Annotated in this window: 20 protein-coding genes; 10 read left to right on the plus strand and 10 right to left on the minus strand. The window is 60.7% G+C overall.

Annotated features, from left to right (window positions below):
- The 7 genes from JIN84_RS04055 to menA form a co-directional block, all read right to left on the minus strand.
- Entirely contained in the window at positions 1-471 is a 471-nt protein-coding gene (locus tag JIN84_RS04055) for an HAD family hydrolase (protein WP_200349724.1), read from the minus strand.
- Positions 472-490: 19 nt separating this feature from the next.
- Entirely contained in the window at positions 491-2,275 is a 1,785-nt protein-coding gene (locus JIN84_RS04060; RefSeq protein WP_200349725.1) for a cysteine desulfurase, read from the minus strand.
- The gene (locus tag JIN84_RS04065; protein WP_200349726.1) at positions 2,268-3,203 is read right to left on the minus strand and encodes a family 2A encapsulin nanocompartment shell protein; all 936 of its coding nucleotides are present in this window, start codon (positions 3,201-3,203) and stop codon (positions 2,268-2,270) included. Before JIN84_RS04065 ends, JIN84_RS04060 begins: the two co-directional genes overlap by 8 nt.
- A 343-nt stretch (positions 3,204-3,546) precedes the next feature.
- Complete coding sequence (locus JIN84_RS04070; protein WP_200349727.1) at positions 3,547-5,082, minus strand: PhoH family protein; 1,536 nt, start codon at positions 5,080-5,082, stop codon at positions 3,547-3,549.
- Positions 5,083-5,406: 324 nt separating this feature from the next.
- On the minus strand, positions 5,407-6,492 hold the full coding sequence (locus JIN84_RS04075) for an AMP-binding protein (RefSeq protein WP_200349728.1): 1,086 nt from the start codon (positions 6,490-6,492) through the stop codon (positions 5,407-5,409).
- Positions 6,474-7,442 (minus strand): enolase C-terminal domain-like protein, encoded by a 969-nt coding sequence (locus JIN84_RS04080; protein ID WP_200349729.1) that lies wholly within the window; start codon positions 7,440-7,442, stop codon positions 6,474-6,476. The genes JIN84_RS04075 and JIN84_RS04080 overlap by 19 nt, the downstream gene beginning before the upstream one ends.
- A 1-nt stretch (position 7,443) precedes the next feature.
- Entirely contained in the window at positions 7,444-8,328 is an 885-nt protein-coding gene (gene menA / locus JIN84_RS04085) for a 1,4-dihydroxy-2-naphthoate octaprenyltransferase (protein ID WP_200349730.1), read from the minus strand.
- Between the two features lie 242 nt (positions 8,329-8,570).
- On the opposite strand from menA, the gene JIN84_RS04090 reads away from it, so the two are divergent.
- Positions 8,571-9,617: a tetratricopeptide repeat protein gene (locus JIN84_RS04090; RefSeq protein WP_200349731.1), complete on the plus strand. Its 1,047-nt coding sequence runs from the start codon at positions 8,571-8,573 to the stop codon at positions 9,615-9,617.
- Positions 9,618-9,629: 12 nt separating this feature from the next.
- On the opposite strand, the gene JIN84_RS04095 is transcribed toward JIN84_RS04090, so the two are convergent.
- Positions 9,630-10,397, minus strand: coding sequence for an endonuclease/exonuclease/phosphatase family protein (locus JIN84_RS04095; protein ID WP_200349732.1), 768 nt, complete (start codon positions 10,395-10,397; stop codon positions 9,630-9,632).
- A gap of 53 nt (positions 10,398-10,450) precedes the next feature.
- Complete coding sequence (locus JIN84_RS04100; protein WP_200349733.1) at positions 10,451-11,629, minus strand: J domain-containing protein; 1,179 nt, start codon at positions 11,627-11,629, stop codon at positions 10,451-10,453.
- A 209-nt stretch (positions 11,630-11,838) separates the two neighbouring features.
- Here JIN84_RS04100 and JIN84_RS04105 point away from each other — a divergent pair, with 209 nt between their 5' ends.
- The 5 genes from JIN84_RS04105 to argF all read left to right on the plus strand — a co-directional run bounded on the left by JIN84_RS04105 (position 11,839) and on the right by argF (position 16,532).
- Complete coding sequence (locus JIN84_RS04105) at positions 11,839-12,936, plus strand: sugar kinase (RefSeq protein WP_200349734.1); 1,098 nt, start codon at positions 11,839-11,841, stop codon at positions 12,934-12,936.
- Between the two features lie 387 nt (positions 12,937-13,323).
- Positions 13,324-13,863: a hypothetical protein gene (locus JIN84_RS04110; RefSeq protein WP_200349735.1), complete on the plus strand. Its 540-nt coding sequence runs from the start codon at positions 13,324-13,326 to the stop codon at positions 13,861-13,863.
- 112 nt (positions 13,864-13,975) lie between these two features.
- Positions 13,976-14,245 (plus strand): hypothetical protein, encoded by a 270-nt coding sequence (locus JIN84_RS04115; protein WP_200349736.1) that lies wholly within the window; start codon positions 13,976-13,978, stop codon positions 14,243-14,245.
- A gap of 125 nt (positions 14,246-14,370) precedes the next feature.
- Positions 14,371-15,621, plus strand: a complete 1,251-nt coding sequence (locus JIN84_RS04120; RefSeq protein ID WP_200349737.1) for an aspartate aminotransferase family protein — start codon at positions 14,371-14,373, stop codon at positions 15,619-15,621.
- Between the two features lie 14 nt (positions 15,622-15,635).
- Positions 15,636-16,532: an ornithine carbamoyltransferase gene (argF, locus tag JIN84_RS04125; protein WP_200349738.1), complete on the plus strand. Its 897-nt coding sequence runs from the start codon at positions 15,636-15,638 to the stop codon at positions 16,530-16,532.
- A 6-nt stretch (positions 16,533-16,538) separates the two neighbouring features.
- Here argF and JIN84_RS04130 read toward each other — a convergent pair whose 3' ends face one another.
- Complete coding sequence (locus JIN84_RS04130) at positions 16,539-17,729, minus strand: metallophosphoesterase family protein (protein ID WP_200349739.1); 1,191 nt, start codon at positions 17,727-17,729, stop codon at positions 16,539-16,541.
- Positions 17,730-17,764: 35 nt separating this feature from the next.
- Between JIN84_RS04130 and JIN84_RS04135 the strand changes: the two genes are divergently transcribed.
- The 4 genes from JIN84_RS04135 (at position 17,765) to JIN84_RS04155 (ending at position 23,813) form a co-directional block, all read left to right on the plus strand.
- Positions 17,765-18,850: a hypothetical protein gene (locus JIN84_RS04135; protein ID WP_234043176.1), complete on the plus strand. Its 1,086-nt coding sequence runs from the start codon at positions 17,765-17,767 to the stop codon at positions 18,848-18,850.
- Positions 18,851-18,890: 40 nt separating this feature from the next.
- Positions 18,891-21,668, plus strand: a complete 2,778-nt coding sequence (polA, locus tag JIN84_RS04140) for a DNA polymerase I (RefSeq protein ID WP_234043177.1) — start codon at positions 18,891-18,893, stop codon at positions 21,666-21,668.
- Between the two features lie 759 nt (positions 21,669-22,427).
- The gene (locus JIN84_RS04150) at positions 22,428-23,054 is read left to right on the plus strand and encodes a hypothetical protein (protein WP_200349742.1); all 627 of its coding nucleotides are present in this window, start codon (positions 22,428-22,430) and stop codon (positions 23,052-23,054) included.
- A gap of 39 nt (positions 23,055-23,093) precedes the next feature.
- Positions 23,094-23,813 (plus strand): hypothetical protein, encoded by a 720-nt coding sequence (locus tag JIN84_RS04155; RefSeq protein ID WP_200349743.1) that lies wholly within the window; start codon positions 23,094-23,096, stop codon positions 23,811-23,813.
- Positions 23,814-23,860: the final 47 nt, after the last annotated feature.

Below are 23,860 nucleotides of genomic sequence, written 5' to 3' on the forward strand. Positions count from 1 at the left end.
TCAGGACCGGAGTGTGGCGATGAGTCTCTTGGGATAACGAAGCAGTTCCAGCGCGTCGAGAATGTTCGTGGTGACGACATCCGCCCGGCTGAGCGCCCGCAGGGATCCTCCTTCTTTCTGAAGGGTGAAAATGCCCACCGCCGCTGCTTCCAACATCTTGCGGTCGTTGCGGCCGTTGCCGATGGCGATGGCGGACTCCGCGCCAAGCCCCTTCAGATAATCGAGCTTGGCCTCGGCCTGCTGGCTTGGGGGAAGAATGGTCAGCGTGACCGGCAGGTCCGACAAATGCTGCGCGGCCAGCCCGAAGGTGTCCGCCGTGACGACATGGATTTCCAGCGAAGGAGCCAGCATGCCAAGCACTTCGCGGACTCCCGGCAGGAGGTTTCCGTCCAGCGCGAGTGTCCCGTTGTAATCCACAACGAGGTATTTGATGGTGAAGGCTCCGAAGCCGGGGATGTCCAGGTCGATCATGGCGGGTGGGATGTCGGGTTCAGCGTTTTACGATCTGGTGGAGACCGTGGACCAGGGCATCCACTTCCGCAAATGTGTTATAGAACGCCAGCGACGGTCTCACGGTCGTCTCGACACCGAAGTGCCGGAGGGCGGGCATGGCGCAGTGGTGCCCGGCCCGCACGGCGATGCCTTGCTGGTCGAGGTGTTTCGCGATGAGCGCGTTCTCAATGCCCGGGATGACGAATCCGAGCACGCTCGCCTTGTGATGCGCGGTGCCGATCGGACGCAGGCCCGGGACGGAAGCGAGCGCGGCGGTCGCATATTCCAACAACGAGTGCTCGTATGCGGCGAGGGCCGGGATGCCGACGCTGAAGAGGTAGTCGATGGCCGCGCCCAGACCGACGACTCCGGCGATATCCGGCGTGCCGGCTTCGAATTTCTCCGGAGCGTTGTTATAAACCGTCTTTTCGAACGTCACATCGCGGATCATGTGGCCGCCGCCCTGCCATGGAGGCATGGCTTCCAAAAGATGCGACTTCCCGTACAACGCGCCGATGCCGGTGGGACCGAACACCTTGTGGCCGGAAAACACGAAGAAATCCGCATCCATGGCCTGAACGTTGATCGGAATGTGGGGAGTGGACTGCGCGCCATCCACCAGGACCGGGACGCCATGGCTGTGGGCGATGGCGATGATCTCTTCGACGGGGTTGATCGTGCCGAGCGCGTTGGACACCTGCGTGATGGAAACGATCTTCGTGCGGGCGTTGAACAGCCCGGGCACCTCCTCCAACAGCAGCTCCCCACGGTCATTCGCGGGAATCACGCGGATCTTCGCACCGGTTTGTGCGGCGAGAAGCTGCCATGGCACGATGTTGGCGTGGTGCTCCAGCACGCTGAGGATGATCTCGTCCCCTTCGCCGATGTTCTGTTTTCCATAACTCTGTGCGACGAGGTTGATCGCTTCCGTGGTGCCACGGACAAACACGATTTCCTTCGCATCCCCCGCGCCGAGAAACTGGCGGACCTTTTCACGGCCGGACTCGAAAAGCTCGGTCGAGCGGCCCGCCAGCGTGTGTGCCGCACGATGGATGTTGGAATTGTCCCGGCCATAGTAGCTGGAGGTCGCGTCAAGCACGCTCTGCGGCTTGTGGGTGGTGGCGGCATTGTCCAGCCAGATGAGGGGATGGCCGTTCACCCGCTGGTGCAGGGCCGGAAAATCCCTGCGCACCCCTTCCACGTCGAAACCTGCCAAAGGAGCCTCCAACGCGGTTGACGGATACGCCACATCCTTCGGCACGCCGCTGGATCCGATGCCCTCGAGGAAGTAGAATTGCGATCCGCTCTCCAACAGTTCGAAACCGGGCAACTCGAAATGACTTCCGGCGGCGGACCGTGAGGAGGCCGGGTTATTGAAGTTTTTCGAGTAGGAATACGGTTCGCCGAATTCGTGCGAATCCTTCGATCCGGGGACATGCCCTCCCTGTGGGGTCGACCCACCCGGCACGTCCCTGTCCGGTTCCGCGGCAACCACCGTAGGATGCACGGGTGGAGGCGCGTCCGGGGAATGCGACGAAGGAAACCCGCCCGACAAATCGATCTCCCGCGAACCCGTCGTGGGACCCGATGGCGACGACGGCACATGGGCGGGGACACCGGCCACGGTGGCGGGCGGAGTGACAGGTGCGTCGGGCACGGAAGGCACGCGGTTCGAGCTGGCGAAAATCTCATTCGCCAGCCGCGAGATCAGGTCGTTGCCGAAAGGATCGCCCGTTCCCGGATCAGCCTCGAGCAGGCCGGGATGGAGGCGGTTTTCAGACATACTCGTGGTAGTTGTTGATGGAAACGTCGTCGAGACGGGCGATCGCGTCGTCGCCAAGCTTTGCCACGGAGAAATAACGGGTCACCAGGTGCGAGGCGATGGAGTGCTCGTTCGTGCCCATGTAGCGCACCGAGAGGCCCGGCTCGATCTCACCGGTCACCCCGGCTTTCTGAAGACCGACGATGCCGCGCTGCTTCTCACCCACGCGCAGCAGGAGGATGCTGGTCTTGCCGTTTTCATCAATGGCCAGCTTGTTGCTGGGGATGAGCGGGATGCCGCGCCAGGTGATGAAGGGCGAGCCGAAAAGGGTCACGGTCGGCGGTGGCACGCCACGGCGCGTGGCCTCGCGTCCGAAGGCGGCGATGGCATAGGGATGGGCGAGGAAAAACGCCGGCTTCTTCCAAACGAGCTTGATGAGTTCGTCCAGGTCGTCCGGCGTCGGGGTGCCCTTGCGGGTCTTGATGGTCTGGGATTCGGCGACCACGTTCACGAGGCCGAATTCGGGGTGGTTGAGGAGCTCGGACTCCTCGCGCTCCTTCACCGCTTCCACGGTGAGGCGCACCTGCTCGCGAAGCTGGTCCACCGCGTTCGAATACAGGTCCGTGACACGCGTATGGGTGTTCAGCACGGTCTGGATCGAACTGAGATGGTACTCGTGGGGATCGTTCTCGTAATCCACGAAAGTGGTCGGCAGCTTGGGTTCGCCATCGTCCACGGTCAGGAGTTCGATGGCGACGCCGCTTTCCTTGCGCTTCACGCGGTTCACGCGATAGACGCCGCCATCGACATCCACCCATGGCAGGAGGATGTGCAGCCAGCGTGGTGTGATGTCATCCCATTGCGGCGGGGTGACGGTGGCGTTCGCAAGATTGCGGGCGGTCTCGGCGCTGAGGCTGAGGCCGGACGGATAATGATTGGAGTGGCTCATGAGCGATGGAAATGATGCTTGAGGTGAAAGATAGGATAAGGATCGCCACGCGCGGGTACACGGCGGTTCCTCACGCTGGAAAGGCATTTGAAATTCCAGTGATGTCCCGGCCAGCCTCCCTGCTTCGGGGTCGGCTGGACCCATCAACCGGGAAAAAGACGCTGCTCACGTGAGCTCTCCAATTCTCCCCGATCCAAAATTGTCGGCGTAGTCTGCATCTGTTAGACGGTTGGGGTCAACGTCAAATTCCTTATCTGACGGGATTCCAACAAATCACACCTATTTTTATCCAACGAAAAAGCCTTCCGGTACGGGACCGGAAGGCTGGTTGAAATCCGCTGGCTCACATCAACTGCGCGCCGGCCTCCGCCAGCTCCGAACGCTCGCCGCGGTTCAGGGCCACGTGGGCGACGAAGGGCTGGCCCTTCAAACGGTTCCGCGTGTAAACGAGACCATTGCTGCGGCTGTCCACATAGGGATTGTCGATCTGCGCCGGGTCCCCCACGAGCACGAGTTTCGAGTCGCGGGACATCCGGGTCACGATGGTCTTCGCCTCCTGCGGAGTGAGCTGCTGGGCTTCGTCCAGAATGAAGAAGCGGTTGGGAATCGAGCGTCCGCGGATGTAGCAAAGCGCCTCGATTTCGAGAATGCCCTGTTCCATGAGAAGCTCGTACGGCTTCTTCGCGGCGACCGGCGGAGCGCCTGTGGCTTTCGCCTGCTGCTTGCGGCGGGGACCCAAGGGGGTGTTCGGGCGCATCAGGAGATCGAGCGCGTCATGGATCGGTTGCAGCCACGGGCGCATTTTCTCATCCAGTGATCCGGGAAGGAAACCCAGTTGATCCCCCATGGCCACCACAGGGCGGCTGACGGTGATGCCGTTGTATTTCCGATTGAACATCTCATGCAGGCCGGCCGCGACCGCGACAAGAGTCTTGCCGGTGCCGGCATGGCCATAACAGGTCACCAGGGAGATGTCCGGGTTCAGCAGGGCGTCGATCAGGCAGCGCTGGCCGAGATTGAGCGGCTTGAGCGACTGGCCGTCCGGGATCTTGAGAACGTCCGGGATCTCCAGCCTCACGAACCTTCCGTCCGCGGTGAGGCGGGCCGGGATGGTTTGTTTCTCCCCCGTTCCCAGCAGCACATATTCATTCACCGCCACACCGGGGAGACGTTCGTCGGAAAGGGTGATCTCACCGGTGCTGGAGAAGCGTTGCAGTTCATTCGGATCCACCTCGATACGACGAACCTCGTAGTTCGAGACCTCGCGGGCGTCCACCTTGTCATTGAGATAGTCCTGGCACTCGATGCCTACGGCCCGCGCCTTGAGCTGCATGTTGATGTCTTTGGTGACGAGCACCACGGGCGCGTCATTGTACTGCATCAGTAGCAAGCTGGCGGCCAGGATACGGTGGTCCACGCGCTCGCGGTCCGGGAAAATGCGGTGGAACCTGTCGAGCATGTCCGAGTTTTTCGGGCAGTTGGAGGGATCGTAGATCACAAGGCGGATGGTGCCGCCGAAGGCGGTGGTGACACCCTGCGTGACCTTGTTCGTGCAGGAGAACATTTCCGTGAGACGGCGGTGGACTCGGCGGGCGTTCGCTCCGCGCTCGCTTTGCTCGGACTTGAATTTGTCCAACTCGGACAGGACATCGACAAGGATGCACAGGTGGTTGTCCTGAAACCGGTCGAGGGCCGCCGGATCGTGCAGCAGGACATTGGTGTCCAATACGAAATTCTTGGCCAACTGCGAGGGGGCCATGAGGCCAAGGTCTGTTGGCTGGGGAGTTTTGCCTGCCGCTCGTTTTTTCCGGGTGCCGCCACCTTCCTCAGGGGCTTCTTCAAACAGTGCGGACTGACCTTCCTCGGTGCGATGGATCATCGGTATGGGTGCTGGGTATTTTGACGGTGGTTGGGATGTGCCTCACACCAGACCGTCGGCCAGCATGCGCAATGCCAAATCGTGACAACGAATCTTTAATCCACTTAATCAAGATAACCTGACTATCGCCGTTATCGTGACGATGGCAACTCAGAAATTCGTTTTTCGGAAATCCCCATGCGGCGCCAGAGGCATTTCAAATTGGAATCGGGAGCGTGAAACCAGCGGTCCTGTCGTCAGATCCGGCAATGACAAGCCTGCATGTGTGACAGTATGTTCTTTTTTACTATCAGTTGGAATATATATCTCTTCCTCATGCTCCTATTATATCAATTTCATCAACTCCGCGCGTTTGATCTTGCCCAATCCGCTGTGTGGGATATCCGATATGAAACGTGCGGATCTCAATCTGCGGAAACCCGCGGCCCGCTTGTCATAAAGTTCCAGCACCGACGCGACGAGCGCGGGGTCCAAGGCTGATTCGAAAACGGGCAGTAACACGTTTCCGGCGCGTTCGTCCGGAACCGCGACGACGGCATAGGTTCCGGGAGACAGCCGGCCACCCGAAAGCTCCGCCAGCTCGCGCTCGATGGATTCCGGATCGACCAGCTCGCCGAGGACCTTCACCCGGTTGTCGGCGCGGCCCATGGGCGTGAGCTGGCGGTCCTCCAGCAGCACGCGGTCGGTCGTCAGGTGCCAGGGCGACGTGCGCGGGGTGAAACAACCATCCCTCACATAACCGGAAAAGAGGGCGGGGCCCGCGATCGAGAGCAATCCTTCCGGCGAGGTCTCCGCCTGCCAGACCGGCAGCAGCGGAATGGGCGCCGATTGGTACGGCATTTCCAGTAGATCAAGCCCCTGGGTGGCGATCTGGGACGCGGCCTCGGACATGCCATAGCTCGCCAGCACCGGCCAGCCGAGATCGCGCGCCGCCCGGCCCGTGGCGGGGTCCAGATGCCCGCCCCCGACGACGATGGCCTTGAGAGCCGGAGGAGCTTCCAGGCCGGCTTTCACCAGATCATGAACCTGTGTCGGAACGAGGGAGGTATGGGTGACACCGGCACGCGCGACCCACCCGCCGAACAATATGGGATTCCAACGTCCGCGGTATGTCTCCATCCCGCATCCCGCGGCATAACTCCGTGCCGCGACGCCGAATCCGCCGACATGGTTGAGAGGCAGAGCCAGCCCCCAGCGGGATTCCTCCGTTACCTGGAGATGCTCGTTCACCGCTCTTGCGGAAACGAGCAGCGCCTGTTTGGAAAGCGCGACCCACTTGGGATTTCCCGAACTCCCGGACGTCTCGAAAAGCACGTGCCCCGCAAGCTCCGCCAGGTCCGGAATCTCCCCGGCGGCGAAGGGCCGCGGATCATTCCAGAAGGCATCACAGGTTAATACAGACGAGTCCATGGCAGGGCGGCGAGAAGATCGTCGAATCCCAGCCCCATGCCATCCGGAATTTTGAAATCCGGCGACCATGGGCCGAGAGCTTCGGAGAATTCGTCAGGTTCGAACAGGTGGTGGGTTTGCAGGCCACACAGTCCGACGAGTCCGGGAAACTGCAATTCCAACCGTGCCGCCTCCCACGCCGCGAACGCCTGGCCCAGCGGATGGTCCATGTAGCTGGTCATGACGACGCGCTGGCTGTGGCTGATGGCGCTTTCGCCCAACAGGAAAGGCTCGTCGATCGCCGGCTTTACGACCATCACCTGCGCGGCGGATGAAAGCGGGGCCGCCTCGCGATCCACCGCCAGCTTCACGCGCGTGGTGCTACGGATTTCCTTCCACGCCGTTTCGGAATACGGACACGGGTCTTCCACGAAATCGATGGCGGCCCGGGCCTTTTCCGTGAGACCTGACAAAAATTCCACCGCGGCGGCAGGGGTGAGGCTTTCATTGAAGTCCAGCCGCCATTGCAGCGATGGATACTCCGCCACCATGTCCTCGAGAAACCTCGCTTCCGATACCAGATCCCTGCCCGTTTTCAATTTGATCACGGTGAAACCCGCGTCCACCGCGAACGCGATTTCCGTGACGTCCCCCTTCGCCAGCGTCGCATGACTGCGGGGCACCTCCATTTCCTCGAACAACGAGTTCTCGAACCCACGGGCGGTGCGGTCGTACTCCGCGCAGCGCAGCGCGCGGCGGACGATGGGCCACCGGCGCGCTCCCGCGAGGTCGGCGAGGCATTTGTCCAATGTCGGATCGCCCAGCTCCGGCCACGGGTGGATACAACCGTAACCACCGTCCACCTGGATCAGCGCGCCTTCGAACTCCCGTCTGTTCGAGATGGAATTGAGAAAGCCCCGCGCCTTCAGACGGTAGCGGGAGACGAGTGGTTTTTGTTCGATCAGATGCATGTCAGCGGGCCATGGCGGCGGCGAAATGAAAGGCGGCGGCGAAAACAATCAACTGCACTCCGCCCAACGCCAGCAACCGGTTGAACGCCGAGGGCGGAAAAGTGAGCACCCCCCAGATGATGCGCAGTCCCAGAAGGAACACCGGCGCGCTCGCGATGGCCAGCGGCGGCTGGCCGAAGGCGATCCACCCGAGGCCGGCAAACACCGCGATTTTCACCTCAAGCCAGATGACCGCCACCGCTGCCTTCGGTCCGAACCGGACAGCGAGCGTTCTTTTTCCCGTACCCGCATCCTCCTCCCGGTCGCGGAGGTTGTTGATGGAGATGAGGATGGCGGACAGCAGGCCGATCTGCAACCCGAGCAAGAGCGCCTCGGGCCGCCATTCGCCGGTCTGGACAAACACCGTGCCGGCCACCGCGACGAAGCCGAAGAAAAGGATCACGAAAATCTCGCCCAACCCACGGTATGCCAGAGGGAAGGGTCCGCCGGTATAGCCATACGCGAGGAACAACGAGGGGATGCCGATCGCGATGATGGGCCAGCCACGCGCCTGGAACAGCACGGCTCCACAGATCACCGCCAGTCCGAGGAATGCCGAGGCGATGCCCATCACCGTGCGCGGCCGCATGAGGCCCGAAGCCGTCACGCGGGTGGGGCCGAGCCGCCGCTCGGTGTCCGCGCCCTTTTCCGCGTCGATGGCGTCATTGAAAAAATTCGTCGCGATCTGGATGGCGACCGAGCCACCGAGCGTGCAGAGCGCCAGCAGCAGGCTGAACTGTCCGGTGATTTTCCAGGCAAGCACGCAACCCACCCACACCGGCACGATGGCGGCGGGCAGCGTTTTCGGTCGTGCGGCGAGGATGCAGGATTTCAAGGTGGCGGGCACGGCGGCAGTGAAACCCGGACCCCACGAGGAAATCGACCCATTTCGTCAGGTCCCTTCGGCCCCCCTGCCCGTTTCATGAAGCCCCGGGAGAAAAAAGGCGGAAAATATTCCAGTTTGCGTGACCAAAGCAGGGCGGCCCTGTCTATCCGATGAACCCATGCGCGGAATTCGCGGTATTTCCGGATATCCCGGCGCGGCTTCACGTAGGAAATCAACCTTGTCCCCCGCCCATCCGGCACCAGATGAAAACCCGCCGTAACCTCTACTGTCTCATCGCCGGCCTGTGGCTCGTCGTGCTCGTGTTTGTTTTTTGGCCGGGTGGCTCGCGCTCCCCCGTCGTCCCCCCTCCCCCCGTGGCATCCACCCGTTCCCACCAGCGGACCACCTTGCCGGCTCCCGCGCCACCTTCCAAACAGGTCCGGACTCTTGCTCATTTGGCCCAACTTGCGGAAAAAGGCGAACTCCCGAAACTCACCCGCGGACAGATCGACGCTTACCTGCGGGCACAAAACCGCAGCGCGGGCTCCCTCCTCGCAGCCCACCATCTGAGCAGAGACCAGGCGTTTCTTGTCGAGGCGATGGAAAAATTTCCCAATGACCCGCAGGTGCTGCTAACCTCGCTTCTGATCACAAGCGGTCTCCCTGAGAAACAGTTGGAAACTCTTGCCAAGCTCAAACTCACGGATCCCGGCAACGGCCTCGGCGATTGCCTGGCCGCGCGCGCCCTTTTCGAACTCGGGAAACAGGAGGAAGCCATGGCCGCGCTGTCGGAATCCATGGGCAAGCCATTTCAGGACTATATGATACCCTCCTGCCAGAATGCCGAAGAAGCCTACCTGTCCGCGGGATTTTCGCCTCTGGAAGCAAAAATGGCGGCGCTCAACGGAGCCTCCAAATTCCTCACCATCCAGCTTCGTCATGTGGCGGACGCACTCAAAAAACAGCGGGCGGCACACGTTGGAAATGAGGAGGCGCTGCAGCACTTCCGGAGTCTCCAGCTCGGAATGGCGGATCAGATCCGTAGCGGAGGCTTTCCGGTCGACTCGCTTGTGGCCATGAGCGTGGAAAAGGGGGTTTTGAAAGAAATCGACACGCCGGAATCCCAGGCACGGCTTGAAACGATCCAGCAGGAACGCGACGCCATGTTCGCCGATCAAAAACGAATCACCGACCTGATGGCCAGCTCTTCCGTGCCTGAATCGGATTGGCTGCTTTACTTCGACCGGGTCAAGCTCTTCGGAGACAAGGCGGCGAGCACCTGGTTTTTGGAAAAGCACCCGGAACCATGAATTCCATGCCCATCATTCCGGTTTCGCGACAATCGTGAGAACGGGCCGGTGATCCGACGCTATCGACTCCGGCAGCACGATGGAGGGTTTCTCCTGACGCAGTCCGCGGAGAACGGTGAAATCGATTTCAACCTTGGGATTGTCCGCAGGGCAAGTGGCGGACGGTTCTTCTTTCGCGACCACCGACCAGGGAGGCTGTCTGAATACCGCCAACGTCCCCGAGTCGGGGGTCGCGTTGAAATCCCCAGCGAGGATGATTGGACCTGTGGTCTCTTTCAGCAGGCCGACGGACACCACCTCCGCTTGTTTGTCCCGTGTGGCCGGGTTTTTGTGATCCAGGTGAAGGCCGGCGATCATGACCGGTCCGAGCGGGGTCTCCACCATGGCGGAAATGGCGACACGCGGCTCACCGTCGCCCGGCAGCCGGTGGATTTTCAAACCGGCGAGCGGAAACCGCGAGAGCAACGCCTGCCCGTATTCGCCACCTTGGAAATCCATGGCTTTCCCGAAAACCTGCTTCATGCCGGTCAGCCGGGCGAGTTCGGCGGGTTGATCGACTTTTCCGCTGCGTTCGCAGTTCTTGTCAACCTCCTGAAGCATCATGACATCCGGTTCCCGGCCCCGGATCACCGCCGCGATGCGTTCGAGATCCACCTTGTCATCCGCTCCCCTGCCGTGGTGGATGTTCCAACACAGCACCTTCAAGGAGGTGGATTTCTCTTCCGACCGGACCAACCCGGCGGGAAATAGCAGAACGGAAACCAGCAACAGGAATTTCATCCCGGTCGGATACGCCGCTTTCCACAAAAGAATTCAAACCACGGCCAGACAGGTCAATCCATTCGCCGCAGCCGATACTGATGTTCGTCCACCAGTTCGTTGATGATCTTGCGGGCCCGGGCATTTCCGGCGCCAAGGGCTTCCAGGATCAGACGATCTGCCGCCAACCGCAGGCGCAGCTCCCTTCCAACAGTCTCCGGCTTTGCGAGCGTGCCGAAATAGGGATCGCGGAAGCGGTTGAGCGGTCCGTACTGGGGCTCGTTCAGGAGATGGTGGGTCTGCTGTTTCAGTTCCGCAATCTGCTCCTTGAGCACCATGCAGTAGACCTTGAGCTTTTCATCGCCCGCGGTGGCGAGGTTCGCCGACTCCTCGCCCAGCCATTCCATTTCGAGCTGGAGCATTTCACGAAGATCGGCGGCGGCGTACGCCGTGTTCAGCCGTTGCATCCAGATTTTCTTATGTTCCTTGAGCTGTGGTTCCGGTTCGAGGTCCGGGTGGAAGGCTTTCGCGAGTTGCTTGAATAGGGATTTGAGGTCGCGGCTCTTGGCTTTCTCAAGTTCGAGGCGCTTCCGCTCTTTTTCCATCCGCGCCTTGGTCTGCTTGCGGCCGGGTTTCGCAGCGGGATGCGGGGAAGGAGAAACGCCTTCCGCCGCGTCGAACTTTCCGGCGATGAGTCGTTTGAATTCCTCCGGATCCGTATTGGCGTCCAGGCCGCTGAGATCGAGATCAACGCCCGCGTTGCGTGCCATCTGCTGGATCATGGAGCGGAACATGTCGAATTCTGTCTGATCCGGCATACCCACCTCGTTCCCTTTCCCGTCCTGGCTTGGCTCGATGGTTTCGAGGATCACCTCCAGTTCCGAAAGATCATCCTCACCAAGGCCCACGGGATCGTTCAGCAGGTTTTCCGCATGACCGCACAGCAGGTGGGTGAACGACTCCCGGCATCTGGCCGTGAGCTTCAGCGTTTGCAGAGCTTTGTAGCCGTGGAAAACGATATTCCGGTTCGTGCGGTTGATTTCCTCCACAAGCGGCATCAGGTCGTTGATCGAGATGGCAAGCACCTCATCAAGCCGCTTTTGTTCGTTGAGATGGCGGGCCCTGGCCTCTTCCAGACTTTTCATCAGCCGGTTGAATTCGGTCTGGGTGCGGCCGAGCGCTCCACCCCTGCCGGTGCGGATGACGAGCACCTTCTTGTCCTCGGGTTTCGCCATCGGTTTCCTGCGCTTCATGAGGTGAAAATCCCTGTTCGCCCTTCCCGCGTCAACTTAACGCGAAAATCCCGCAAAACCCGACAGCCATTCCTGATTTTCCATGGAAATTTGCTTAACCCCAAGTGTGTATTGCACGGGTGGCGGATTCTTCCCAAGGTTCCACCGTTCTTTTTATCCGACCTTCGTCGGACAACGATTGTCCAACAGTCCAAAACACAAAAATATCCATGCCCCTCACCATCAAACCAAAATCCGAATGCGCCTTCGACCAGCTCTCGCTCGGCGAGGTCATGCTCCGTCTCGATCCCGGCGAAGGCCGGATCCGCACCGCACGGAATTTCGCCGCTTGGGAAGGCGGCGGCGAATACAACACATCCCGCGGCCTGCGGAAATGCTTCGGCTACAAGACCGCCGTGGTGACCGCGTTCGTGGACAACGAGGTGGGCCACCTCATCGAGGACTTCATCATGCAAGGCGGCGTGGCCACGGATTTCATCCAGTGGCGCGAGGATGACGGCATCGGCCGGAACGTGAGAAACGGCCTGAACTTCACCGAGCGCGGCTTCGGCGTACGTGGCGCGGTCGGCAACCCCGACCGTGGCAACACCGCCGCCTCGCAGCTCAAGCCGGGCGACGTGGACTGGGACCACATCTTTGGAAAACTCGGCGTGCGCTGGTTCCACACCGGTGGCATCTACGCGGCTCTCTCGGAAACCACCGCCGCCCTCACCGTCGAGGCGGTGAAAGCCGCCAACAAATACGGCACCGTGGTTTCCTACGACCTCAACTACCGCCCGTCGCTGTGGAAAACCATCGGCGGCCTCGCGAAAGCCCAGGAGGTGAACCGCGAGATCGCGAAATATGTGGATGTCATGATCGGCAACGAAGAGGACTTCACCGCGTCGCTCGGCTTCGAGGTCGAGGGCGTGGACCACAACATTTCCACCATCGAACTGGATGCGTTCAAGGCGATGATCGAGACCGCCGTGAAGGAGTTCCCGAATTTCAAGGTCGCCGCCACCACCCTGCGCGGAGTGAAGACCGCGACGATCAACGACTGGTCCGCCATCCTGTGGCACGATGGACAGTTCCACGAATCACGCAAATACCCGGACCTCGAAATCCTCGACCGCGTCGGCGGCGGTGATTCCTTCGCATCCGGCGTGCAGTTCGGTTTCATGGAGTTCAACGACGCGCAAAAGGCCGTCGAGTATGGTGCCGCCCACGGCGCGCTGGCATCCACCACTCCTGGCGACACCTCGATGGCCACCCGCAAGGAAGTGGAAAAACAAATCGGCGGTGGCGGTGCCCGCGTGGTGCGCTGATTTCAAAACTCCGTTTGATCTCGAAGAGCCCGTCGTGTTTGCGGCGGGCTCTTTTTTTGCTTTGTCGAATTTTATTACTAAAATAGGCAATTTAGTATTTTAACTGTTGACGGCGGGATCAATCGGTGTTTGTTTCAGGCCGTTCCCCATGAAACTCCCGAACACGATCGCCCGAACCGGAAACCACGCTGCCGTGGCTTTCCGTTGTCGATGTGCTTGATCACGGGGCCGTGCCGGTTTTCCGGTTCCTCGGTTCATCCATGCCGCACGTTCGCGGTAATGTTTTTCACACCAAATTTTTTCCATAGCCGTGGTTGGCTCGATTAATGCGACCCGCTCCGGGATTCCCGGAGCGGGAACCGCTGACCCAAAACTCATTCCACCCTCATGAACTTTTCCACTTCCCGACTCATCCCATCCGCCGAACCGCTCTCCACCACGGTTTCCTCTCCAAAGCTCGATCTCATCCAACTCACTTGGAACCACATCGCCGAGCGCTATCTCAGCCGCATCCGTACAAACCGCATTCTGGCGGGCCGTGTCCGCTCGATCCGCCTGCTCGCGGTCCACGATGCGATCCATTCCGTCATCGATCCCGGCAACGGCCATCTTTTCAAGGAGATCTCGGAGGGCTCCAGCATCGAGGCGGCCTATGCGGCGGTGGCGAAGGCCTCGCATGATGTGCTGGCCTCCGTTTTCACCGCCGCCGAGGATCGTGAAGATCTCGCGGACCTGCTGGAAGAAAGTCTCTCGCTCATCGGCAAGGAGGATGAAAAGGCGGCGGGCAAATCCAGCGGGACGGACAGCGCCGGTACCTACATCAAGAGTTTCGCGCCGCTGCTTTCCAACCATCGGCCGGAGAAACCCACACCGGTCCGCACGGTGAGACGCGAGCTGGCAGCCGTTTCCGGCGGAAGCTCCTGGTGAGCCGGAGGCTCCCGAACCTCCTGCGTCCCGACTCATTGTCAGGGCGTTGAAAAACCGTTTTCAAAAAAGGAGTCCGATCTGGCATGCGGCGGGCTATGTTTCGTTTGAATCCATGCCAACCATCACCCCTCAGACGTTGTCACCCTCCGCCCGCAGCACCGCCTTGTTGGTGGCGCGGCTTGTCTTCTACAACGGCCTGCTGATCGGATTGGGACTCTTCGCCCTGGCCATCAGTGTGCTATTTTTCCAGATCGGAGCGGTTTCCGATGTTTCGGAGCGGTGGCAGGCCGGCGGGGTGCTGACCGTGCTTGGATTGCTCGCATTCGGTTTCGTCTCGTTCGCGAAATCCCGGGTGGAGAAACTCAAAGGCGGAGCGGCGTAAACCCTCCGGGTTCCGGAGTCACGGCATGATGGTCGCCCCGGGCGGGCTCGACGCGAAAGCGTGTGAATCTCCCGCATTGCCATTTGCGGGAAACAGGCTAGGGTCCGCCCCTTTCCCGACCAAACATGACGACTCCCGACCTCTACGCGCAACACGTTCTTCCCACTTACGGGCGGTTTCCGCTTGTCCCTGTGCGAGGTGCGGGCGCGCGACTTTGGGACGACACGGGAAAGAGTTACCTCGATTTCTGCATGGGCATCGCCGTGTGTTCGCTCGGCCATTGCCATCCGTTGCTGGTGGAGGCCATCCGCCACCAGGCGGGCGAGCTGATGCATGTCTCCAACCTCTATCAGAATCCGCTGCAGGCGGAACTGGCGGAGGAAATCAACACCCGCCACGTGAAGCTGGCGGGCAAGGTCTTCTTCTCGAACTCCGGTGCCGAAGCAAATGACGGGCTCATCAAGTCAGCAAGGCGCTTCGGCCTGAAACGCCCGCAGGCGGATGGCTCCCAACGCTACGAGGTGGTGACCTTCCTGCAGTCCTTCCACGGACGCACGCTCGGCGCGATGTCCGCGACGGGTCAGGCGAAGATCCAGGAAGGCTTCGATCCCCTGTTGCCCGGATTCCGTTATCTTCCGTTCAATGACATCGCCGCGTTGGAAAACGCCGTGCGCCCTGAAACGGCCGCCATCCTGCTCGAGCCGATCCAAGGCGAGGGCGGTGTGAACATGGCCACGCCCGAGTTTTTCCGCGCGGTCGCGGCATTGTGCAAGAAACATGACATCCTTTTGCTCATCGACGAGGTGCAAACCGGCTTCGGCCGCCTCGGCGATGCGATGGGCTGGCGCATGATCGCCCCCGAAGTCCAACCCGACGGCATTTCATGGGCGAAGGGGCTGGGTGGCGGCGTGCCGATCGGCGCCTTCTGGCTCAGCGACCGTGCCGTCTCCGAAGACGGCACCGCGCTTTCCTCGCTGATGGGTCCGGGTTCTCACGGCTCCACCTACGGCGGAAACCCGCTCGTCTGCGCTGCTTCCCTCGCGGTCCTGAAAGAGATCCGGGAGAAGGAGCTGGCGGTGAACGCCATCCTTCAGGAAGTCCGCATCCGCGAGACCGTGAAATCGTGGAATCTTCCCGTGGTCACCGCGGTGCGCGGCCAAGGCCTGCTGCTGGGCATCGCGCTTGATCCCGCACTCATTCCGACGCCGGAAGGGAAAACTCCCGCTCTTGTGGTGGTCAACAAATTGATGGAGCACGGTCTTTTGGTTCCACCAGCGGGTCCCAACGCGTTCCGTCTGCTGCCTCCGCTCAACGTCACCGATGCGGAAGTGGACGAAGCATTGTCCATCATTCACTCCGTCCTTTCCGAGCTCTAACACTTCCCCTGCTCATGCAACACCTGCTTTCCATCGAACAACTCAGCGCCAGGGAAATCCAGCGCCTGCTGGAATCCGCCGCGCACTTGAAACTCCAGCGCGGGCGCGACGGTCAGGTTCTCGCCGGACAGACCTGGGCGCTGATTTTCACCAAGTCGTCCACGCGGACGCGGGTGTCTTTCGAAGTCGGCATCCGCGAACTCGGCGGATTTCCGATGTTTCTCTCGAAGAACGACATCCAGCTCGGGCGTGGTGAACCCATCAAGGACACGGCGCGCGTGCTGGGCCGCATGGTGCACGGAGTCATCATCCGGACCTTCGCCCAGCAGGACGTGGTGGACTTCGCGGAGTATTCGAAACTTCCGACGATCAACGCGCTCACGGATGACGAGCATCCCTGCCAGATCCTGGCGGACCTGCTCACCATCCAGGAAAAGCTCGGCGGCTGGGAGGGTAAAAAGGTCGCGTTCATCGGCGATGGATTTTCCAACATGACCATTTCCTGGATGTGGGCGGCCAAGCACCTCGGCTTCGAGCTGGCCGTCGCCGCTCCCGCCACCTGCCAGCCACCTGCGGATTTCCTCGCGAAACTCGCCGCACCGAACGTCAGCATCACCACGGATCCCGCCGTGGCCGCAAAGGGCGCGCATGTCATCAACACGGATGTGTGGCTCTCCATGGGTCAGGAAGACCAGAAGGAGAAGGAGCTCGAGTTCGCCGGATTCCAGGTGAACGCGGAGCTTCTCGCCCATGCCGCACCGGGCCACATCGTGCTTCACTGCCTGCCTGCCTATCGCGGGAAGGAAATCAGTGAGGAAGTGCTGGAACTCCACGCGGGCACCATTTTCCAACAGGCTGAAAACCGTCTGCACGCCCAGAAGGCGGTGCTGGTGGCGCTGGCGAGGAAATGAGTCCCCTCACGCGGGAGGAATCACATTCTCCCGTATCACCTTTCCGCCCAGATCCCGCATCATGAGTTTCAATCCGGAGGCATCGGCGGTGCCCTCGATCCAGCGGGCGGCGTCCGGTTTTGGTCCGCCGGAGACGAGCTGGGCATAGGGGAATTTTTCATCGGCAGGCAGCCAGGCATCCTCGTGGGTGTGTCCGGAGATGACCACCTGGGCACCCCATTTCACCAAGGCATCATGCCAGGCGGCACGGCATTCCCGGGCGAAATGGTCGAAGCCGCCAGTGGCGTAATCCACGGAAGGGGCCTCCGCTTTCCAACGCAGCGGGATGTGGCAGAACACGACCTTGTGGGGTGCGTCGCGGATTTCCGGCTGTGCGGTGACTTTCTCCAACCATGCGGTCTGCTCGCGTCGCAGCGGCTCGAACGCCACCCGCCCGCCGAAGCTGGGATGGTCGTCGGGCTTGTCCTCGCCGGTATGCAGGCAGATGAAAGCGACCGGCCCGTTCCTGAAGGCATAGAACGGCCGGCCCTGCGGCATCGCCACCATCTCCTTCACCTTGAACGCCCACTTGCCGCGCACGTCGTGATTTCCCATGGTCAGCAACAAGGGGCGGCCCGCGCTGATGTCCTGTCCGGCGGGATGAAGCAATGTCGGGATCAGCCACGATTCCTCGTTCCAGTTGTTACAGGTGTCCCCGTTCCATAGCAGGAAGTCCGCGGGCGGAGTGGCTTCATGCAGGCGGCGGATGGTCTCCGCATTCTCGTGCGTGTCATTCCAAACCACGAAACGGGCGGAGGATGCCGAGGGATCGAGCGTGCGGAAGGTTTTCCACGGCGTTTCCTCGCGCGCTTTCTCTCCGTCACCCGCTTCCACCACCACTCTCGCTTCATAAAATTTCCCCGCTTGAAGTTGTTCCAACCTCACCCGCATCACCGAATCTCCTTGTGGAACGAATCCGAAATCATCCGCCGCGAGGGTGCGGATCGCGCCGCCTTTTTCCCGCCACTCCACCCAGCCACGGGCCAGTCGTCCGACGGCCCAGATGATTTCCACCCCATCCGTCCGTGGGGCCATCACCATCGCCGGCGTCACCAGCAACGGTCCAGGCTCCGGCGCTGCGGCCGGCCCGTCCGCTCCCAGCGCGATCACGCCGACTCCTCCAGCAACCGATCCTGTCAAAAACGAACGTCTCTTCATTCGAGGGCATACTGCCGGCCCCGGCAGGGAATTTCATGGCCCTGCGAAAATACCGGGCTAGTCTTGGCCCTGTGATCGCGCGGCAAAAAATCAAATACCCCGTCTCCCCTTCCCTGCGACAGTATCTCTACCACTTCGACCGCCAGCGGGAGATTCCGAAGGTCTATGACGAGCTGGGCCGGTTCACCGGCGCGATGCCTTACGAGGATCCCTCCGGCCGCGAGACCCTGTGGCTGACGGTCATGTATCCGCCGGAAGTCATCAGGGAGCTGCGGCCCCGCCTGACCAGCATCTATACCGAGCTGAAGCTGGGACGCGACACCGCACAGCACGAGCACCTCGTGGTGGACCGCATCGACTTCGGTGATTTCGGAAATTCCAAACCCTTCCGTGTCCGGGTGACGAATCTCTTCAATGACAACTCGGACTATTTCTATGTGAAACAGGCGGACGCCTCGCGCATCTACGGGCTGGAGCTTGAACATATCCTGTCGCCGAACCGGATCAACTATCTGGTCAATGGCAACACCCTCATCGAGGAGCACATCTCCGGTGTGCCGGGTGACGTTTTCCTGCGTGATTACCTGAACCGTCCGGGACTCAACAAGGTGCGGATCGCCAAGGAATTCACGAAATTCACCGAGCGCAGTTTCATCCGGCTGCTGGGCGACATGCGCAGCGTGAACTATGTGGTGGAGGTCACTCCGGATTTCGAGGAGGTGCAGTACCGGGTGCGGGCCATCGATTTCGACCAGCAGTCGTACGAAGGAAATGGAAACATCTATCTCGCCTTCCGGTTCAACTCGAACCGGAAGGTCACCCGCCTCGCCTTCGAGGTGTTGAACCGCAAGAGCATCGACCAATACGTGGCCGAGGAGCACGCGCAGATGGCGCGGCGCGCCAAGGTGGAGAGCGGCCGCCTGCGGGCGTTGCTCGGCGTGATGCGGCGCGAGGACATCGCCCCGCGCGAGCACGTCGTCACGCTGGCCCGCGAGCTGGACCGCATGCATGCGACGAGCGGATTCGGCGACTGCCAGTCGATGGGCGAGCTCACCGCCATGCACATTTCCCTGATGCTCGACATCAAGCCGTCGAACGTCGTTTTGAATCCTCCGTCTTGAGGGGCTGGACTCCCGCCTCATGTGCGGCCAGACTGCCGCCATGAATCGTCTTTTCCTGCTCGACGGCATGGCCTTGGTTTACCGCGCCCATTTCGCGTTCATTCAGAACCCCATCCGCAACTCGAAGGGAACGAACACCTCCGCGCTCTACGGTTTCATCAACACGCTGCTGTTCATCCTGGAAAAGGAGAATCCCACCCACATCGGTGTGGCGTTCGACACCTCCGCCCCCACGCCACGGCATGTCAGGTTCCCCGCTTACAAGGCACAGCGGGATGAGATGCCGGAGGAACTCGCCGCGGCGATCCCGCATGTGAAGGCGCTCTGCCGGGCGTTCCACATTCCGGTGCTGGAACTCGACGGCTACGAGGCGGACGACATCATCGGCACGCTGGTGAAACGCGCCGAGCCGGATGGTTTCGAGTCCTTCATGGTCACTCCGGACAAGGACTTCGCGCAGTTGCTCTCCGCGAGCACCTTCATGTGGAAACCCGGTCGCAAGGGCAATGATCACGAAGTGATCGGCCTGCCACAGTTGCCCGAAATCTGGGGCGTGGCCGATGCCCACCAGATTATCGACCTGCTGGGCCTGATGGGTGATTCCGTGGACAACATTCCCGGCGTCCCCGGCATCGGGCCGAAGACCGCGCAGAAGCTCATCGCGGATTTCGGCTCGATTGAAAACCTGCTGGCGAACACCTCGAAGCTCAAGGGCAAGCAGAAGGAGAACCTGGAGACCCACGCCGACATGGCGCTTCTTTCCAAGGAACTTGCCACCATCCTCCTCGATGTGCCGGTGGAGGTGGGCTGGGACGACCTCGTTTTGTCACAACGCGATGACGAGGCGCTCAAGGCACTCTTCAACGAATTCGAATTCCGCACCCTCTCCAAACGGCTTTTTTCCTCCGGAAACCCGGAATCCCCGCCGGACAAAGAAGCCGCGACGCCGACGATTTTCGAAACGTTCAAAACCATCCGGGACGTAAGCCACACCTACCATCTCGCGGACACGCCCGAACTCCAGAACCAACTTTTCACCGAGCTCGCCCGGCAGAAATCCTTTTGCTTCGACATCGAGACCACCGGGCTGGACCGTTTCACTTCGAAACTGCTGGGCATCGCCTTTTCCTGGCAGGAACACACCGGCTGGTATCTCCCCTATTCCGAGTCACTGCTTCCGGAACTCCGCAAGGTCCTCACTTCGCCTGCGGAAAAGATCGGCCATAACCTCAAGTTCGACCTTTCCATTCTCCTCCATCACGGCATCCGGGTGACCGGACCGTTTTTCGACACGATGCTGGCGGATACGCTGGTCGCGCCGGAGCGCCGCCACTCGATGGACTATCTTTCGGAGATCCTGCTGGGTTACAGTCCTGTGAAGCTCGCGCACATTTCCAAGCCCGTGGTGGAGCCGGAGGCCGCGGCGTCCCTCGACCTTTTCGCCCACGCGGAAAAAACCAAGGCATCCAAGGATCTCGACATCGCCGCCATCCCGCTCGCGGTCCTGGCGGAATATGCGGCGGAGGATGCCGACGTCACTTTCCAACTGGCGCAAAAGATCCGCCCCCTGCTGGAGGCTTCCGGCCAGCAGACCGTCCTGACCAACATCGAAGGACCGTTGCAGACCGTGCTGGTGGCGATGGAGATGGAAGGCATCGCCATCGATCCCGCCGCCCTCACCGTGATCGGCGACGAGTTGCAGATCCAGATCGACGGATTGGCCAAGTCCATCCACGCCCACGCGGACCGTTCGTTCAACATCGCCTCGCCAAAGCAGCTGGGCGAGATCCTGTTCGACCAGCTGGGACTCGCGGACAAGGCGAAGAAAACCAAGACCGGCCAATACAAGACCGACGAGCAGACGCTCGCGACGCTCGAAGGAAAACATCCCATCATCACCGACATCCTGTCATGGCGTGAGGCGACGAAACTGAAGTCCACCTATCTCGACGCGCTGCCGAACCACATCGTCGCGGAAACCAGGCGCATCCACACGACGTTCCACCAGCTCGTCGCGGCGACCGGACGGCTCGCTTCCACCGATCCGAATTTGCAGAACATCCCTGTCAGGTCCGAGGCCGGGCGGAAGATCCGCAAGGCGTTCGTCCCGCGCGAGGGGTTCACCCTGCTCTCCTGCGATTATTCGCAGATCGAACTGCGCGTGATGGCCGCCCTGTCGCAGGACGCCACGATGATCGAGGCGTTCCAGAACGACGCCGACATCCACACCATCACGGCATCGAAGGTCTTCGTCGTCGATCCGGAGAACGTCACCTCGGACATGCGCCGCACGGCGAAGATGGTGAATTTCGGGATCATCTACGGCATCTCCGCCTTCGGCCTCAGCCAGCGCCTGGCCATTCCGCGCACCGAGGCCGCCAACATCATCGACGCCTATTTCCGTGAATACCCCGCCATCCGCGAGTTCATGGACCGCACCGTGAACGAGGCGCGGGAGTCCGGCTATGTCGGCACCATCGCCGGCCGCCGCCGCTATTTTCCGGATCTGACCTCCGGCAACCAGAACCTCAGGGGCAACGCCGAACGCGCCGCCATCAACACCCCCATCCAGGGCACCGCGGCGGACATGATCAAGCTGGCGATGATCCGGGTGGACTCCTTGCTACGGGAAAAGCCGTACCAAACGAAGATGCTCCTCCAGGTGCACGACGAACTCGTCTTCGACCTCGCGCTCGATGAACAGGAAGAGCTGGTGCCGAAGATCCTGGACGCCATGAAGACCGCCCTGCCGCTGCCGAACGGCGTGCCCATCGACGTTTCAGCAGGAACCGGCGCGAACTGGCTGGCGGCGCATTGACGCGATCGGCCGGATTTGGAGATGGGACGCCCCCGTCCCATCAATTTGGATGGACGTGGATTTCCACCTTCCGTATCAGCAGCCATGTCCCGCGACTATCTGCATCCATATCAGCCGATCCGGAAACACGGGCTGAAACTCCCCCATTGGCAGCAGGACGAAGCGATGCAATTCGTGACTTTCCGCTTGGGCGATTCCCTTCCCGAAGAGAAAAAAGAGTTATGGAAAACCCAGAGAAATGCATGGAATCAAACATGGCCGAAACCATGGACTCCGGAACAAGAAGCCGACTACCACCGCCGTTTCACCTACAGGCTGGAAAAATGGCTGGATGCCGGGGCAGGATCATGTTTGCTGAGAGATTCCACCAATCGTGGGATTCTTGAAAAAATTCTCATGTTTGATGAAGGCAGGAAATATGAACACCACGCGTGGGTCATCATGCCGAATCACGTTCATTTGTTGTTCAAGCCCTTGGCTCCGCTTGAATCGCTCATACAAACCTGGAAATCCATTTCCGCACGAAGAATCGCCACCCGTCCGATCTGGCAAGCGAACTGTCGGGACACAATGATTCGGGACGGAGATCATTTCACGAACGCGGTCCAATACATCCGGCGGAATCCGACAAAAGCGAGATTGCCGGAAACGGATTTCACATTGTGGCAAAGCGAAAGGGCTTTGAGGATCAGCTGACCGGAACACGCTGTTCTCTCCTTATGAATGGACGGGGGCGTCCATTCTCCTTATGGTACCGCCATGACTGAAAACCCTCCACCCGCGCTGCCGAAACGAGGCTTGCCGGCACTCGCCAAGGGCGCGATTGTTCTAGCGGTCCTGTTGCTCGTCATGGGCGGTCTCTGGTGGTGGATCAACCGCCCGATCCGACCCGTGATCCTGACGGCACAGGAAAAAGCGACGGTCGAGGCGAAGGTGGAGGCGATCCAGCAACCACAGGCTGCCGCGACACCGCCCGCGGAGCCGAAATATCAGAAGGGCTCGCGGGAGATCGTTCTGACGGAACGGGAGTTGAACGGCCTGCTGAATGAAAATACCTCCTTGGGAAAAACGGTGAGCTTCGAACTCGCGACGGATGCGGTCCACGCCCGGGTTGAAACGGATCTCGACCCCGATCTGCCTGTCATCGGCGGCAGGCATCTCAAGGCCCGCGCGCGGTTTTTTGTTAAAAACGCACCCGGTCAATCCAGCTTCGTGCTGGATGACGTGACGATCTGGGGAGTTTCTCTGCCGAATGACTGGCTGGGCGGACTGAAGGGGCGTGATCTGCTGGGCGAGGTTCTTGGTGGGGGTAAAAATGGAAAGATCGCCGGAGTGGAGGAATTCAAGGTGGAACCCGGCAAACTGACCATCCGGCTGGCGGAATAGATAGAATGATTTCACGCTTGGAAAACAGGGTCCGCAATCGTGCCTGACGACACATCCATTTCTCCTCCGGCCCCGCGCGAAGCACCGTGGACGGCCGGTATTCAGGCGGCCCGTGCGAATCTGGTTCCGGGGCTGATCCTGCAAGGCCTGATGCTGTCCGTATTGCTGGCCTATTATTTCCACCCGCCGATGCGGGGTATACTGAACGACCTGGCGGATATCAAGGCACGCCGGGGCTACGGCTACTCGGCGGCGAATGCCATCATCGCGGGAGCGGTGATTCCGGAATTGCTGCGCATCCTGGTTTTTCAAAAGAGAAGGCTGCGGAGATCCAATGTTTCGAACCTGTTGTTCACCGTGCCGTTCTGGTGTGTGATGGGCCTGGTGGTGGATTTCTTGTACCGCTGTCAGGTGGGTTGGTTCGGATCGGAACCCACATTCGCCGTGGTTTTGAAAAAGGTTCTGGTGGACCAGTTTCTCTACAACCCGCTTTACGCCGCTCCGGTGACGGCCTGGCTTTACGATTGGAAAAACCGGGGATTCCGAACGGAGGGTGTCGGCGCGTTTTTCACGGTCGGATATTACCGCGACGTTGTCGTACCGACCCTGTTCGCGACATGGGGCGTGTGGATTCCGGTGGTCGCGATCCTGTATTCCCTGCCCTCCCTGCTACAGATTCCCTTGTTCGGCCTGGCGCTTTCACTGTGGGTCATCATCTACACGTGGATGAGCGAGCAACGGACGATTTCCACGGAATGAAATTTTAGCGCTGGATTTTCCTGAGCTTTCGAGCAGTGTTCATGCGA

It is taken from the genome of Luteolibacter yonseiensis, from assembly GCF_016595465.1.
Lineage (GTDB): Bacteria > Verrucomicrobiota > Verrucomicrobiia > Verrucomicrobiales > Akkermansiaceae > Luteolibacter > Luteolibacter yonseiensis.